We start from the raw sequence: 15,173 nt of genomic DNA on the forward strand, positions 1-15,173 counted from the left end.
GCAACCCCCATGTAGGACTTGCTTCTTTATCTTTTTAAATATTTTCTACGATAGATTTTATTTCGATTTGGGAGAATTGCTCTCTCCACTCATCAATATTATACACTGCAAAACTTGATAAAATTTTTCTTTTCAATCTATCATCTACAAGGGATAGTGGTAATTGTTTTCCTATTTTCAAAACAAGTTGTTTTCTTATTTTTTTATCAATAATAGGATGCTCAATTAACAAAACGTATGTGATAGGTTTTTCTTCTTGATTGCCTCCACACGCCCAAAATAAAAGAAGACTATCGTAAAATTTCCGAGCTATCTTTTTATAAAAATCTTCATGTTTCATTTTTTTAACCATAGCGTCAGGGGCTTTGGCTCCTTGAATATTTGCATTTTTATATTCAAGGAAAACAATCTCCCCCTCAATCTCAGTAATAAAATCAACATCGCTTAGCATAGTAGATTTTGTTAGTTCTTGTACTTGCCATACATAAGGTGCATTAGAAAAATCAAATTGAAATTGTTTATTCTCATCTAACAATACTTTTCCTGTCATGCTTACACCTCAAAATTACTTTCAATCACTTGATCTAATAATTCAGTGTCTGCTTCAATGATTGGATTGTTAGGTAGTTCGCCAAAATAATCGCTTGAATCTGCTTGGACACCATCGTTTGTCTTATACAAATGATGAAACTTTACCTTATGATCTTTCTTACGTTTAATTTCAAAATACTTTGCTAAATTATAATTGTGCGTAGCAATGAAAACCTGTACTCCACTTCTCTGTAATTCAAGTAAAATATCCACTAAAACAGGAATTAACTCAGGGTTAATATTTGCTTCAGGTTCATCCCAAAAGAGTATTGTTCCTTCCTCAATCAAACCATTACGAATTAACTTCCATAACAGACCAAACTTTCTTAAACCTTCTGCCTCGATTTGAAATTCAATTTTCTTCCCATTTGATTTAACAACGTAAAAACTACTTTTTTCATGAATGACGTGCCCATCTATTACTTCGGAAATCTTCTGAAGAGTCATTTCATTTATTGGAGTAATTGCTCTTGTTTCAGGAAGTTCAGCATTTGTAATAATATCTGCATACGTTTTATCAAACGGCAACGAATATTTGTTGTACATTGCTAAAAAACCTTGAGCATGGGACAACATTTCCTTTGCAGGTATAAATACATTTTTTACTTTAAAATCAATGTCAGAATAACTTGCTCCATCTCCTGCTAACTTCATTCCTTCATGTTTAATAATAACGTGCGAAACGTAACTATTTTTAGAAAAGTATGCAGTCACATGTGTTTTCTTATTTCTATCCCGTTGATCCCTTACTAAATTCATTGGATTTACTTTAAAAAATGGTTGAGATATGTCAAAGATGTCTTCTCCTTTGTTATTTACACTTTCACACAACGCATATAACGATTTAAGTAAGTGTGTTTTTCCCGTTCCATTTGTACCAATGATAATATTTACACCTGATGAAAAGTCGATTTCCACATTTTCAAATACAGTAAAATTTTCGATACAAACTTTTTTGATTGTCATTCAATCACTCCCTTCTTACAACTATCCTAACTTCATTTTATCCAACAACTCGCCTATTTCCCAAACTAAATCTTTGCTACTAATCCTTTAAATTTCTCATAGTTCACAACTACTCCGTCATCTAAGTCAATTTCAATTTGCATATCTGCCATATGGTGTAATACTTCATCATAACTTTTGAGCTCTTCAATCTTTTTCTCTAACGTCTTCAATTCCTTTTTCGCATCACTGATTTCTTTTGCAGTAGAGTCACCTTCAATAATTGTTAGCAAATCTCTTTTTTCAGCATCTAAGCGAATTTGGTATTCATGTAAATAATCCGTTCGTATTCTCGATAGCGTTGTTTTATCATAGCGGTGCATATAGATTAAACAGTTAAATGCTTTCTGTTTACCAGAAGTAAATAACCAATAAATTGGGCGTTTCTTATACGTTTGAACATGGTCTTTATAAAAATCATTTAAGAAATAACGTCTAATCGTTTCTTTAGCTGTTTCTCCTTTTTTCTTACCAAGAGTGTCTGCTATGAAATCAAGGTTTTCTGATAAAGTTTCCTCACCAAATGTAACTTTAACAAAGTCATTAAATCTTGAAACAATGTCATCTTCAAAGTAGGCTCCAGGTAGAATTGGCAGGATGTTATCTTGATCTGCTGGGAAAGTTTGATATTTAGTTGGATCAAATTCCCCACCAGCATAAATCAGACCTTCTTCGTCTAAGGAATAGCGGCCAAACATACAGCCGATGGCGTAGGAAATACAGCTTTTAATATCTCCTTCTATATCTGGTTTACGAATTTTAATATCTTCATCCTCAACCCTTGGGTTTAGATCATTATGCATTCCATACAGCTCTATAAAATGTGTATTTAATGATTCTTCATTATTTTTTAATTTTATAAATTGTGACTCTAAAAAGGCTTTCCACTTATTAAACACATTTTCAAGTGTAGACTTTTCTGTTTCTATAACGAGTAAAGGATGCTTTTTAAAACCTAAAGATGTTTCATACGAATTCCAATCTTGTTTTGAAATATTTATATTTTCTGCAACTACGGCTTTCACCTTATCCATATCCCCTTTACTTTCTTCAATAAATGGGATTCTTCTAATATCAGATATATTGGTATTAAGTGTTGGATTTAAAGCTCTTATTATTGTTTCGTGAACTTTACTATTTAATAGTCCGATAAAATATAGTGTATCATCAACATTTTTAATAAATATAGAAGGGGCCGCAAGATTAAAAGTTGAATCTTCTTCTAAGATTCTTACAGAAAATTTCCCGCTGGTTATTAAAGTCCATGTAATACCTTTTCTAAACCAAATATATTCAGGTGCAATTCTTGCAACGGAATCATTTTTATAATGTGCCCTTGCATCCTCACTCCAATTTATAACAGTTTCAATGTTTCCATACCACTTTCTAAATGAACCACCCTTGGCATGAATAACCCACTTTTTACCTTCCCCTATTTTAGTGTGATCCACTTCCCATAAGAACCTCAAGTATTTATCATTATTGCCTGTTTTTGTCTGCCCATCTGATATTGAAATATCATAAAGTGTCCGAGAGTTAAATAAATTTGTAACCTTTTTATTTAGCCAATAAGCTAATATATATTGAGGAATACTTTTGAAATCTACTTGATCGTATGTATACCTATAAGGGACAGAACTATTATAAACAGCTTCTTTTGCTTTATTTTTTTTCTTTTCAGAAGATCTTTCATCAACCAACCTAAGATATATTCCTTTTTTTCCAGGAATGTTTGTATTTCTCAATACAAATGCAGTTGATTGCACAACCTCACCACCAATTTCTTCAAAAGCTCTTGGACCTAAGTGCAACATTGATTTAATTATTTTTTTATTGATAATCTTTTCTCTTAACTTTTCAAAACTGTTCAAGAACATCCATGAATGCTGATTGACAGTTGCATAAAACCCTTCAATTTTTATGTAATGATCAATTTCCATAAAACAGGCAAAAAGGTCAGATTTAGAGTCAGGATAATTCCCCCTTAAAAAGTCAGATAACTCTCTATTCATACTTCCATAGCCCATATAAGGGGGATTTGTTACTAATATTTCATATTGATTCGCCATAATTTCAGTTTGTTTTAACAAGTTGGGTATTATATTTAATGCCTTCTTCTTTATCTCTTCATCTAATAAATTTTCAGCTGGATTGTTCTGTATGTAATCTAATCTATCTTTTAAAAAACCTAAGTCGAACTTTTCTACTTTAAGCAAAGATCCAATCGTTTTTGCATCTTTAAACTGCTCAATAAATTCTTTAATAGTATTAAATTGTTCTCCTTCACGTTCACCTGCAATATAAGCAATATCATCTTCATCAAGGCTATTCGTTTCCTGAATTGAAGCTAAGTTCAGTTGCAATCCTTCTCTCTCAATGCTCCTGAAGAAACGCTTATTATACTCCAATGCCTTCATTACCACTGAGAAACAAGCAAGTTGATAGGCTCTGTCATCAATATCTAAGCCATAAAGGTTATTTTCAATAATTAACCTCGGTATTTCCCTATCCATATACCCACATTTACTATATATTTCAAAGAGAACATCAAACATATAAACAAGAATATGCCCACTGCCCATTGCTGGATCGAAACATTTAATATCCTCGACTTTTAAATCTCCATTGATATACGGAGCTAACTTCTCTTCGAAGTCTAAATCCTGATTAGGATTTTCAAGATAGAACTCCCAATTCGAAAGTAAGTCACGATGCTCTGGATGCGATTCAATCCAATACCGCCCTAATGAGTTTTGCACCATATAACGTACTATCCAATCAGGTGTGAATAGCTGAGTTGCAAATGGAATTTCCTCTGCCTTATATTTAGATTTCTGCTTAAATACTCTTTCCTTTTCCTCAGCAATGTAAAATTGATATAGCCAGCCGATGATTTCAATTTTGTTCCAATCTTCTTCTGCTATTTTCTCTGTATTTGTCATTTCCCTAAGAAATGAATCCTTTGCTAATAGCCCCTCTGGAAAAAGTATCTCTGTAAAGTCATCAATCTTCTCAAACATAAAGGGCATATAACGATTTAAGTCATTACAATGCTTAATAATCAAATACTTAAACAGTTCTTCTGACTCATTATTTACCTTCATCTCATAAACAAGCTCTTTATCAAGGTCTAAATCAAGAGAGAGTGCTTCTTTCATCATATCAGGTTCAGCACTATCAGCATTACTTGAAGAAAATACTCTAACTTTTGTAGGGAGATAATTGTTGACCTCCATAAAACGTAATGCTGTAAAACGGTTAAACCAAGTGTAAGCCACTTCTTCCATTACTCTGCTAAAACTTGTTTGGTTAATTCGATCAATTAGTCGTTCCCTTTGTACTTTTTCACTCTTTGAAAGCTGTCTACCATCGATAAAGATGGCATCTGAGCTTTCGATTTCTGCCTTTGTAATTTTATCTGCTGAAATTCCTATTTTTAATGCTTTTGCTTCTACTTTTTTGAGTAGCTCACGTCTGGCACTTGTCGCAAAGTTTTTCAATGCTGTTTTGTTCATTTTGTTTTCACCTTCTTAATCCAAGAACTCGATATGTTTATTGGATTTGATAATTTCTTTTAGTTTGTTTGATAACGTATTCACGAATTGGTCTACATCTTCTTCTGACTGTAACGTCTTAACAGCAAGTAATTCGGATACTTTAACCTTTTGCTTTTGGATCGTTGCTACAGGTGGTTGTGTTTCAATCACGCCTGTACCTTGTTCTTCTTGCTTTCTTCTTTGCCACTCTTTGATTTCTCGATCAATCACACGTTCATATTTCTCTTTAAAGCTCGTACTTTGAGAAATCGTTGCATCGACTTTATAAATGTCTACGAAGCTTTCAATGTTTGTTGTGAGATCTTTGTAATATTGGTCAACTCTTTGCTTCGTTTCTGTTGATACACCATACTGCTTAGCAAGAATAGCTAAGTTTTCATAATCAGCTTGTAATTTGCTCTTCGCATTTGTTTTCTTCTCTTCAAGAACAGCGTTAATTGTTTCTTCCACTTTATTTACAAGCTCTGGAATGTCCTTAATCTTCTTATACGGAATTGGATCTTTCACAATGTCTGTTAGCTTCTGGATGAAGTCCTCAGATCCATCACTCATGACATACATCTTATTTTCTTCGTATTTTTTAAGAGCTTGTAATCCTTCATCAAAAATACGTTTCTGATCTGTTCCAAAGAAACTCTTTACATAGACAATATCCTCTTCCCAATCTAATAGATCATCTTCCATCTCTTTTAATTTTGTAAAGAAAGAAGCATTGTCTAAGCCTTTATGGAATTCACCGAAATACTCTAATCCTTTATCGAGTAAGCTCAATCCAGGGTATTTACGCCCTTCATAACGAGCTTTTAAAGCATTGATTTCAGAGATTTGACGTTCCATTAGTGTACGAATATCTTTCACCAATCCATCTTCATCATCCGCCAAATCGGTTTTATTAAAGACTTCCTTACAAATACTTTTAGCTACTCGAATTAACGATTCATCGACTTTTACTCGTTTTAAAACAATCGCTTTATCCGCTTCTTGTGTTTTCGTTAGGACAGTAATAATTTTATTTACCCCATCTTCTGGCTCTAAATATTGTGCATTGTAGCGAATGCGAATGCGTTGTTCTTTTAGTAAATGTGCAATAATTCCTGCGATATCGAGTGGTCTCCAGCCGTATGGCTTGTCATTGAAACGATCAAGAAGTGGTTTTACTCGAACTTGTTTCTTAATCTCATCCTGTAAGCCTATAAAGTCAGATACTTCTTTGATCGCAAGTGGATTGGGGATTTGTTTCATGTCCTCACCAAGCGTTAATTGCTCGTCTTTTACAGCTAAAATATCAATGAGATCTCGCTCCGTATCTAAGTGCGTTTTTACATACGCTAATTTCGTATATACGTTTTCAACTAACGATTCGAGAGCCGTATTAAACTTCTCTTTCACCGATGAACCTTTAATATCAACACGATCACCGTTTACATAAAAGACGGATGATTTAATCGCATCTTCCAACAAATCTCGTACCCTTCTTCTACGTTCTCTTGCCTCAGCTTGTTTATTGTTTAAGATATTTTGGATACTCTCAGGTAGTTGTGTGATATTACGCTTTTTGCGGTATTCTTCAATTTGTAGAACTTCCCGCATTTCTTCAATATACGTATCACTACCACCTAATTTTACAATCAGTTCATTTGTTCCAGATGACATCATCATCAGCTCTTGCTCTGACTTCTCATAGTGATCGGATAGTGGCGAAAGAATGTTGATACCGATGGAAGCCGTTTGGTTTTTATAATCTTTCTCATCCATTTTTTGTCGGTAGGAAAAATCATACACTTTACCGTAGCGATAACGTGTACCTTGGTATAAATCTTCAAAAATATAGTTAGCAAGTTCTCGTTTTACGGTTTCTTCCTCAATACTTACTGCCTTTATTTCTCGATTCACATCTTGCTCATCATCGGTTAGGAAGATATAGTAATCACCATTTTTTTGAATTAACGTTTGTGAAATGAGCTTGCGAAGTGAACTTTTGATTTTTTCCTTTAATTGTAATTTATCTTCATCAATATTCGTTACCATAAGCGTAGCAATATTATCAATATTGGCTGGTAGCTCTTTAATGTATTTGATCATAAATAATACTTTCAGAAGCTCCATGTTAAATGCATCATCTTTTAAAGCTGGGTTTTCATACGCTCCTTCAATTACCCTTGAGATCGTAGGGTTTAAAAACTCCTTAATCGTATCGTAGAAGGCATAGAATGGAATTAAACTTCCTTCTGCTGAATCCTTATAGCGTAGACCCGCCTCTTTAAAAGCAGATAACATTGAACGTTCCCCTTCAGATAAGTGCTTACCACTTGAACCATGTTTACGCACCTGCTCAAATACATTTTGTAAGAGCTTGAATTGATAAGGTACAAATGGATATACGTCTGCAAATTCTTGTTCATTGTCATAACCACGAAGATCTGCTGTGCTTTCTTTGAAGCTAATTAAATTCTTCAGTATCGCACTTTTCTCAGGGAAATACACTTTAAGCTTGTCATTTACAAAGTCTTTCTTCAGTAAGATACGCTTCTTAATGACCTCATCAACAGATATCGATGATAGAGAAAGCCTTGTATCGAAGCGGCCTTGAATACGAGAGAAGTCATCACCTTTTACCTTAATGATGGTGTCAATACTTTCTTGTGAAGTAACCATAATCCATACCTTACCTTCACAATGCGTACCTAAATCTTCAGCAACAGTTTGTAAATTAAGCATTAAATTACGGCTATCCCCTATGTACTGCCCAATTTCGTCTACTAAAAAGATAAGGTGAAAGTTATCGCCCTTCTGCTTAATGTATTCTTTTACGTCTTTAGCAAACTTTTCAATGCTAATTTCAAAGTTGTTAACTCCGTTTTCAAACCAATTTCGTGCTGATTCCTCTGTCATTTCCGTTACTTTTGTTAATGCTCCAATGACATAATCCGCATCAAAATAAAAAGTGTTTCTCCTCTCTATCCACTCTTCTCCTGCCAACGCTTTAAACTCTTGCTTAAATGCTTCGTAAACCCCTTTTGCATCTAAATACTTCTCCATTTCAGCCACACCAGGAATGTCACCATAATAACCTCTATGCTCATAGAATACCTTCATAAACACTCGTAGTATCGCATCTTCTTTTGACTTACTATCTAAGGAGCTTTTCGAATCGATATTGAAAAGTATCACTTCAGTATCCACATTGGCTGTACGTTTCATATTCGCAACAATAATTGGATCTTCAATTTTCTCATCAAAAAATTCGAGTGCCTTTTTCCCTTGTACTTCTTTATTTTCAAGTAAGTACGCTAAAATTTTTAAAAAGTGTGATTTACCCGATCCAAAGAAACCTGAAATCCAAACACCCATTTTATCCGTTGTACCGTCAATTCCTTTTTGATAGTTTTCATAAAACTTCGATAGGTGTTTGTTCAACTCTCTTGTCACAACATACTCATCTAACTCTTGATAAATATGTTTTTCATCGGTCTGAGCCACTTTAATAACGCCTTTTATGTCACGTTCAATGTCTTTTTGAAACATATCTTTAATGATCATTTCTTATCCCCCTCACTAATCCACTAAGCGAAATGCTCGGTAATAATTATCATCTTTAAATTTTCCAAACAATTGAAGTGATTGCCCATCATATTGACCAGGGAAAAACATGATCACAGGTGTTTTATCTATCACTTCTTGTAAATTATTAAGTATCGTATGCGACCTGACAAATGGATAAACCTTACCTATTCCTGTTAAAAAGACAACATTATGAGCCCCTATTTGTTCTTTAATTTTTTTCAGGAAAATATCAGGTTTTGCAAAGGTTGTCATTGCTTTAAACAACGCTTCTTTTCCTTGCTTTTCTTCCATATCAAAAATACGATTAAATATGTTCCGTTCTTTTGCAATCTCTAACAGCATTTTATATAAATCAAACTCGATGATTTTGCGGTTTGTACCCTCATAGCTGAACTCTTTCTTAATATGGTTAATATAGTCTCGAACAACGAGTTCCCCTTCTGGTTCATAGTCAAAAACATAAAAGCTGATTTCATTACCAAGACCATGTCCTTGAATAAATTTGTCATCTCGTATTTTCGGAATAATTTTATCCAGCCTTGCATTCAAGTTACCCATTACTTAACACTCACTCCCCCATCGCACGCACATAATCATGCTCACCAATAAAAAACAGATGTTCTTTTACTCGTTCATCGATTAACAAGCGACTTAATTCACCTGTTTCCTTATTTTTAACGATCCCTATTTCAAACAACAACTTCATGAATACCTGTTTTAACTTATCAACCGTTTTTTCTGTCCAACTTGCCACTTTCTCGTCTTGTTCTGACTTATATGTAAAGTACGTATTCATATCTTTTTTCTCCAGCAAATAGTCATTAGCTTGAAGCTTTTCACGAATTACCTCATCCATAAATTCAAAAAACAAACGATCCGTTTTCATAATGGCATAAAGGTTAATCATTTTACCTACTTCCAAAGGTTCTTCCAATACCATTTTTCTTAATGTTTCATCCAACGTGTTAGCTCGCCTTAATACAGAAGGCAAACTACGTTTTGCACTGTTTTGCACTTTGTATTGAAAGTAGTTTTCCTCGAAAACTTTTGACCTGATTTCTTTATCTGATAAGCCTTGCTCTTTAAGTCGCAAAACTTGCTTTAACTCAAACAATAAAAACGATGCTCCTGTTAAAGATGTACTATATAATAGTTCTTTACTCATATGTAAAAACCTTCCTTATTGTTGACTATTTGTAATAGTATGACCATTCAAAGTTAGTATTCTCTCCACAACTTCAAGCCTTCTCTTACCACATTGTTGCCTTAATACTGTCGTAAATTCATTTTCCTTTAGAACTTTACTTTTATTGTTGATGAAAAGTTCATTAACTTTCGTAATTAGTTCATTTTCATCAAGTCCATTTTCCCAATACGCATCGACAATTCCGTTTAATGCTACAGCAAGGTCACGTTGCGTTTTATAAAATAGTTTCACTTCCATGATGTCACCTCAAAAAACTATCGTATTTACTCTACTTTTATTTTATTCTTACTCCAAACTTACTACAAGACCACATTTATCTATATAGCAATATTCGTTTTACATAAATCGACAAAAAGACGAAAAAGACCTCGCTGTATTTAGCGAAGCCTATCCTGATACTACCTATACAAATAATAATCCGCTCTATCTTCTATTGCTATTCGGTAACTGTCTTCCGTCTCAATATAATTTTCTATTTCTGCTGACATTATGCCACATTCATAATCTAAATCACCATCGGTATATGACTTTCTCACTTCTATTCCTTCAGCCTTAATTTCTTTGACTCTAAAAATGTACGGACTGAAAAAGAGCAAAAACCGTTCAAACAGCTTAGCAATAATTTCAAATGTTTCTTCATACGATTCAGGTGGTGCAAAATAAATCCCAATTTTTCTATCGACAAAGGTAATGTTACTGTTAATTCTTTCTTTCATTTGTCTTTTTAAAGTTTGAAACTTCTCATACATAGCAATCTTTGAAATATCGAAGTAGAGTTCAACAAAAGCTAAGCCGTTGCGATTTTTAACTGCACATCTATAATTTAACCCTGCTACCCCTGCACCTACATTTAATATATGGTCGTGGATGTACGCCTTTTTGTTATAGTAAAAGTTTAAAAAATATGGCATCCTTTCTCTTAAAACACATAACAATGCTTTCTTAACTTCTTCAATACGTGAATAATCGTATTCATATTTTGTAATTTGAGCTTGCCCTATGTAAAAGTCAGGCAATTGTTGTAATGAATGATGCACTGTTAGAATTTTGTCTACCTCTTTTATACGATACAACTCATCAAATACTTCTAATTTATAAAGCTCATTCAACTCTATCAAAAGTGGCATAACTTGTGGATCAATTTGCAAAGCATAGAAATCAATATAACGTTTGTTTTTCGCTCTAAGCCATTCTTCTATCTCTCTATTATGATTATCTTCAAATTCAGATGCAATCCAGACAATAACACCTTCAGGTTGAATTTCAATCATTTCCTTAATACGTTCTAAGTAACGAGTATTAGACTTCGTAATTTGTACTTCTATTAAAATATTAAGTCTTCGCTTTCTATCAACAGCACTAATATCTGTTTTCTTTCCACCTGCTCGATTTTCCAATTCGATATTTGCTAATTGCAATTGCATTGCATCTTCTAAAATACTCGGATACTTGATTAACGCCCAGCAAAAGATTGCTTCCTTGTTCGAACCATTCTTACTCACCTTTAGCCTTCCTCCTTATCTATATTTTGTAAATTATTTTTGACAAAAAAATAGAAGCATTATATAACCGTCAGGCTACACAATGCTCCCTTTAACTTTGCTCTTCTATTTTCCCTTGAATCTTTTTTATAGTCCGTAAAACCATACTCCTTGCCTCCTTATCTTCATTTACGTCATTATAAGAATATACGTTCCTAATGTCAATAAATATTAACCATCTCTTTTTCCCTTTTCCCTTAACTCTACTCTATGTATGACGAGAACAGAATAAATCTGTTCCCTTTCCAGCAATTAAAACACTTCTTTAAATTTGCTAATGGCTGTACTGATATTGTTAATGTCACTAATCATTGTAGAATGACTCCACTTTGCCTTGATAATTTCGTCAATCACATTTAACAATGCCTCTTTTGCATCCGCATGAAGAGTAACTCCACCTGTTGTAACAGATGAATGTCCATATAATAATTCAGCTAATGTCTTAGTTGTATGCTCTTGCCCTGAATTAGATATCTGCAACAAATCAAACACATCCACATCTAATGCTTCTGCAATTTCCTCAATGATAACGAAGCTTGGTCGCTTCTTCTCCCCCGTTTCGATCCTATGAACATAACTTGCACTTACATCTACTTTTTTAGATAGTTGTTCTAAACTATAGCCCTTTTCCTCTCTTAACCTACGAATCAATTTACCAAACTCCGCTGGCATTTGTTTTCTACCTTTTCCCATCTCAATCACTCCTGTTCTACTTTTTCCATTATAGAAATCCTTTTTGATTAAAAATCTTTATATTATAGATTAGTAGAGTGATTTTATAACTTAAAAACAGAAAATTTGATAGTAAGTCTTAAATTCGGCATGTCAGTTATGTGAATGTGGTAGTTCTATGAATAAGTTACATAAGTTATATGCATATTTTTCATATATGTTATGTCCATTTTCTGTAAAACATATGAACGATATTCATATAAAAAGCTTGGTTGGTAGGAAGTTAAGATACAGTTTCCATAGTTTATATGAAAGTCTTTCATACAGTATGGTTAAGATTCTTAGTTTGCAAGGAACATAAGTTCGTTTTTATTGAGTTAAGAAACTAACTGTAATAAAAAGCAAGAGAAAGTCCATCATATCTTATTTAGAATTATTCTAAATAATTTTCGGTGCTCTTTGTAGGTGTTTTTTTCATTGAATGTGGATATAGGAGACACGTAATACAGATATAGAAGATTGCCAATCATAGAAGATGTTCAAAGGAAACATAGAAGACTTCCATCCCAGAAAAGAATAGAAGCCTAAAAAATGAATCGCTATATATAGTATTATGTTTTCCGAAAGTTGCTAAGTAGAGATTAGGTTTCAGGATAAAGGGAGGAGAATGACTTAGGTAAAACGTAATACAACACTATTCCCCTATATCCTTATTTCTCCTCTGTGCAGATTGATTTACTTAACATGTTTTAGTGCTTCACGTTTGCTAAGGTTTTGCAATGGCGTATTTTCAACAAACGTAATGACAGACTGCGGATTTGTTTTTGCATACTGCCTCAATGACCAACCAATTGCTTTTGCGATAAAAAACTCTTTATCATCCCCATGCCTCTGACAATAGGAAAACAATCGCTTTTCATCCGTCTTATCTTTAAATGATAATTGATGTAAAATAGCTGTTCTTCTTACCCACATATTGTCATCATTAACCCATTCATCCATTACTTTTACTTGTTCTGGAAATTCCAAAATAATATGTCCTACTACACCACTTGCAAGGTTATCTATTGTATCCCACCATGATTTTGTAATTATGAGTTTCTTAATTTTAGGTAAGTCCTCAGAAACCAATAATTTCTTTGATTTTTTTAAATAATCAATGGCTACGTATTGGTATTCTCTCTCACGCTGTTCCCAAAGGTCAAAAATAAATTCCCAATCAACCGCCTTCTTGCCAACTTGCCATTCTTTAAATAGAGTAGAAGTAGCTTTTTTTCTATCAGGCGTTTGAATTCCCATAAATTCAAAATGGTTTTTCATATAAGCAGACATTCCGATTGCTTTTTCCGAGTTTTTTAACAACTGAAAATGGTTTGTTACATCTTGAACATTCATTGATTGTCACTCCTACACATAGAGATGATCACTTTTTCACTTCATAGTGAAGCTCTACAAACTGATTAAACGTTCTTGTTCCAATAAGTGATAGTTCTAATTGTACTTCTTTAAATAAAGGTATACCGTTTCCTAAAACCGCTGGTGCAACAGTTAAAATCACTTCATTAACCAACTCTTCTTTTATGAATGATTGTATTATTTCTCCACCACCAACCAGCCATATGTTTTTGCCTTTTTGTTTTTTTAGCTTATTTGTAAAATCAACGATATCCTCGTTTATAAATCTTGTATATTCCGTATGCTCTTGATTAGAACTTGTAAACACATAACACTCCTTTTCTTTATAAGGAAATTCCTCGGTTACATGTTGTATTATCCAATCATATGTTCTTTTCCCCATCAAAACTGTATCAACAGTAGCATAAAACTCCGAATAACCGTTATCTCCGTCACCTTCTACATTAAATAACCAATCTAATGAATCGTCTTTTGTAGCAATGTATCCATCTAAACTCGAAGCGATAAATACAACTACTCTTCGCTTTTCAGCCATAATAACCACCTTCTCATCACTTCAAACAACGAATAAATACTACCAACTTCCTTAATTATACAGAAAAGCCCAGCCAGATTAAATACTGTATTACTCTTGCAACCTACCCTTACTTAATTTAATATATATAGGAATATACGTTCGTAAGTAAAGGAGCCGACACATGACTACAGTACCGAAAGACTTGAAAGACTATGCTTTTCAAATTGCGACTGAAGTTGCACGTTTGAGCGGAAAAGAACCTTTGGCAATTTGGAACTCAGAGAATTTTCAAAAAGGTTTACAAGAAATTGCTGAAAAAGAGCTGGAACGATTAAAAAAGGAGCAAAAATAAGAAAAAGGAGAGATGCTGACTACATTTCTCCTTTCTCTAAGTTCCATCTTGTTAACTTGTAAACTCGTTTAAGCCTTCTGCTTATATATTGCATTCCAAATATCAGCTAACATTTCGTCTACTTCTTCTCCCTTTTCAAATAAAGCCTTTAATTCAGTTAGATACCCTATTGCCTCGTTTATATTGCTGTCATTTGTTACGTTATATTGCTTTATTTCAGTAATAGCATTATCTATCTTCTTCGCCATTACTACATTTGTATATTTATTTTTATTCCTTCTTTTAATCTCATCTATTAAACCATTTGCCAGAGATCTTGCCTTTTTCATAATTTGTTCTATAATTAAGTCTGATTTGTCTAATTTTACTTCGATTACTTCTAACCTCATGTGACTATATTCTAAATAATCTACTTTTTCAGTAAGTCTCTTACGGATGTTCTCTTTAAGTTCTGTTAACTGTGGAAATTCCCCTACTAATCTATTGAGAGCTGAATCGACCATAGCCTCACTATCATTTGTTATATATTCAAGCAGTGCTTCGAATTCTTCTTTATACCATTCATATCTTTCTTTAAAGCTTTCAAGCGTTTCATTTGTCATAAAGAATACATGTTCATCGAAGCGAATGTCTTTATCTTTGTAACTAACGAAATCACTATCAAAATCATCTTCTGCTCCATAAATTTCTATTTGTAAATGATCAGCCCATGTTTTTGATACCGCAGTATCATTGATATCATCGTATACCT

Annotated in this window: 13 protein-coding genes; 1 reads left to right on the top strand and 12 read right to left on the bottom strand. The window is 33.4% G+C overall.

Going from position 1 to position 15,173, the window contains the following annotated elements; translation table 11 throughout:
- Positions 1 to 34: 34 nt before the first annotated feature.
- The 11 genes from T323_RS26710 to T323_RS0113590 all read right to left on the bottom strand — a co-directional run bounded on the left by T323_RS26710 (position 35) and on the right by T323_RS0113590 (position 14,088).
- A complete protein-coding gene (locus T323_RS26710) occupies positions 35 to 550 on the bottom strand; it encodes a hypothetical protein (protein WP_051556526.1) in 516 nt (171 codons plus the stop codon).
- Positions 551 to 552: 2 nt separating this feature from the next.
- A complete protein-coding gene (locus T323_RS0113545; RefSeq protein WP_026673778.1) occupies positions 553 to 1,557 on the bottom strand; it encodes an AAA family ATPase in 1,005 nt (334 codons plus the stop codon).
- 65 nt (positions 1,558 to 1,622) lie between these two features.
- The gene (gene pglX / locus T323_RS0113550) at positions 1,623 to 5,111 is read right to left on the bottom strand and encodes a BREX-1 system adenine-specific DNA-methyltransferase PglX (protein ID WP_026673779.1); all 3,489 of its coding nucleotides are present in this window, start codon (positions 5,109 to 5,111) and stop codon (positions 1,623 to 1,625) included.
- A gap of 15 nt (positions 5,112 to 5,126) precedes the next feature.
- On the bottom strand, positions 5,127 to 8,693 hold the full coding sequence (gene brxC, locus T323_RS0113555; protein ID WP_026673780.1) for a BREX system P-loop protein BrxC: 3,567 nt from the start codon (positions 8,691 to 8,693) through the stop codon (positions 5,127 to 5,129).
- A gap of 15 nt (positions 8,694 to 8,708) precedes the next feature.
- A complete protein-coding gene (locus T323_RS0113560) occupies positions 8,709 to 9,275 on the bottom strand; it encodes a DUF1788 domain-containing protein (RefSeq protein ID WP_026673781.1) in 567 nt (188 codons plus the stop codon).
- A 10-nt stretch (positions 9,276 to 9,285) separates the two neighbouring features.
- Positions 9,286 to 9,882 (bottom strand): DUF1819 family protein, encoded by a 597-nt coding sequence (locus T323_RS0113565; protein ID WP_026673782.1) that lies wholly within the window; start codon positions 9,880 to 9,882, stop codon positions 9,286 to 9,288.
- Positions 9,883 to 9,897: 15 nt separating this feature from the next.
- The gene (locus T323_RS0113570) at positions 9,898 to 10,161 is read right to left on the bottom strand and encodes a TIGR04540 family protein (protein ID WP_026673783.1); all 264 of its coding nucleotides are present in this window, start codon (positions 10,159 to 10,161) and stop codon (positions 9,898 to 9,900) included.
- Positions 10,162 to 10,322: 161 nt separating this feature from the next.
- Positions 10,323 to 11,426, bottom strand: a complete 1,104-nt coding sequence (locus T323_RS28005; protein ID WP_051556527.1) for a hypothetical protein — start codon at positions 11,424 to 11,426, stop codon at positions 10,323 to 10,325.
- Between the two features lie 291 nt (positions 11,427 to 11,717).
- Positions 11,718 to 12,158 (bottom strand): helix-turn-helix domain-containing protein, encoded by a 441-nt coding sequence (locus T323_RS28010; protein WP_051556528.1) that lies wholly within the window; start codon positions 12,156 to 12,158, stop codon positions 11,718 to 11,720.
- Between the two features lie 714 nt (positions 12,159 to 12,872).
- Positions 12,873 to 13,532 carry a DNA alkylation repair protein gene (locus T323_RS0113585; RefSeq protein WP_026673785.1) on the bottom strand — a complete coding sequence of 220 codons (660 nt, stop codon included), beginning with the start codon at positions 13,530 to 13,532 and terminating at the stop codon, positions 12,873 to 12,875.
- Between the two features lie 28 nt (positions 13,533 to 13,560).
- On the bottom strand, positions 13,561 to 14,088 hold the full coding sequence (locus T323_RS0113590; protein WP_026673786.1) for a dihydrofolate reductase family protein: 528 nt from the start codon (positions 14,086 to 14,088) through the stop codon (positions 13,561 to 13,563).
- A gap of 163 nt (positions 14,089 to 14,251) precedes the next feature.
- On the opposite strand from T323_RS0113590, the gene T323_RS28875 reads away from it, so the two are divergent.
- Positions 14,252 to 14,422, top strand: coding sequence for a hypothetical protein (locus T323_RS28875; RefSeq protein ID WP_156942451.1), 171 nt, complete (start codon positions 14,252 to 14,254; stop codon positions 14,420 to 14,422).
- 68 nt (positions 14,423 to 14,490) lie between these two features.
- On the opposite strand, the gene T323_RS29190 is transcribed toward T323_RS28875, so the two are convergent.
- The coding region (locus T323_RS29190; RefSeq protein ID WP_026673787.1) for a hypothetical protein at positions 14,491 to 15,173 on the bottom strand (683 nt) is incomplete at its 5' end.

Origin of the sequence: Alkalihalobacillus bogoriensis ATCC BAA-922 (assembly GCF_000621445.1) — a bacterium.
GTDB classification, from domain to species: Bacteria; Bacillota; Bacilli; order Bacillales; family Bacillaceae_F; genus Bacillus_AO; species Bacillus_AO bogoriense.

Bases quoted from the DNA above. Each gene is read 5' to 3' on its own strand.
- T323_RS26710 (WP_051556526.1), bottom strand. From the start codon at position 550: ATGACAGGAAAAGTATTGTTAGATGAGAATAAACAATTTCAATTTGAT.
- T323_RS0113545 (WP_026673778.1), bottom strand. From the start codon at position 1,557: ATGACAATCAAAAAAGTTTGTATCGAAAATTTTACTGTATTTGAAAAT.
- pglX (WP_026673779.1), bottom strand. From the start codon at position 5,111: ATGAACAAAACAGCATTGAAAAACTTTGCGACAAGTGCCAGACGTGAG.
- brxC (WP_026673780.1), bottom strand. From the start codon at position 8,693: ATGATCATTAAAGATATGTTTCAAAAAGACATTGAACGTGACATAAAA.
- T323_RS0113560 (WP_026673781.1), bottom strand. From the start codon at position 9,275: ATGGGTAACTTGAATGCAAGGCTGGATAAAATTATTCCGAAAATACGA.
- T323_RS0113565 (WP_026673782.1), bottom strand. From the start codon at position 9,882: ATGAGTAAAGAACTATTATATAGTACATCTTTAACAGGAGCATCGTTT.
- T323_RS0113570 (WP_026673783.1), bottom strand. From the start codon at position 10,161: ATGGAAGTGAAACTATTTTATAAAACGCAACGTGACCTTGCTGTAGCA.
- T323_RS28010 (WP_051556528.1), bottom strand. From the start codon at position 12,158: ATGGGAAAAGGTAGAAAACAAATGCCAGCGGAGTTTGGTAAATTGATT.
- T323_RS0113585 (WP_026673785.1), bottom strand. From the start codon at position 13,532: ATGAATGTTCAAGATGTAACAAACCATTTTCAGTTGTTAAAAAACTCG.
- T323_RS0113590 (WP_026673786.1), bottom strand. From the start codon at position 14,088: ATGGCTGAAAAGCGAAGAGTAGTTGTATTTATCGCTTCGAGTTTAGAT.
- T323_RS28875 (WP_156942451.1), top strand. From the start codon at position 14,252: ATGACTACAGTACCGAAAGACTTGAAAGACTATGCTTTTCAAATTGCG.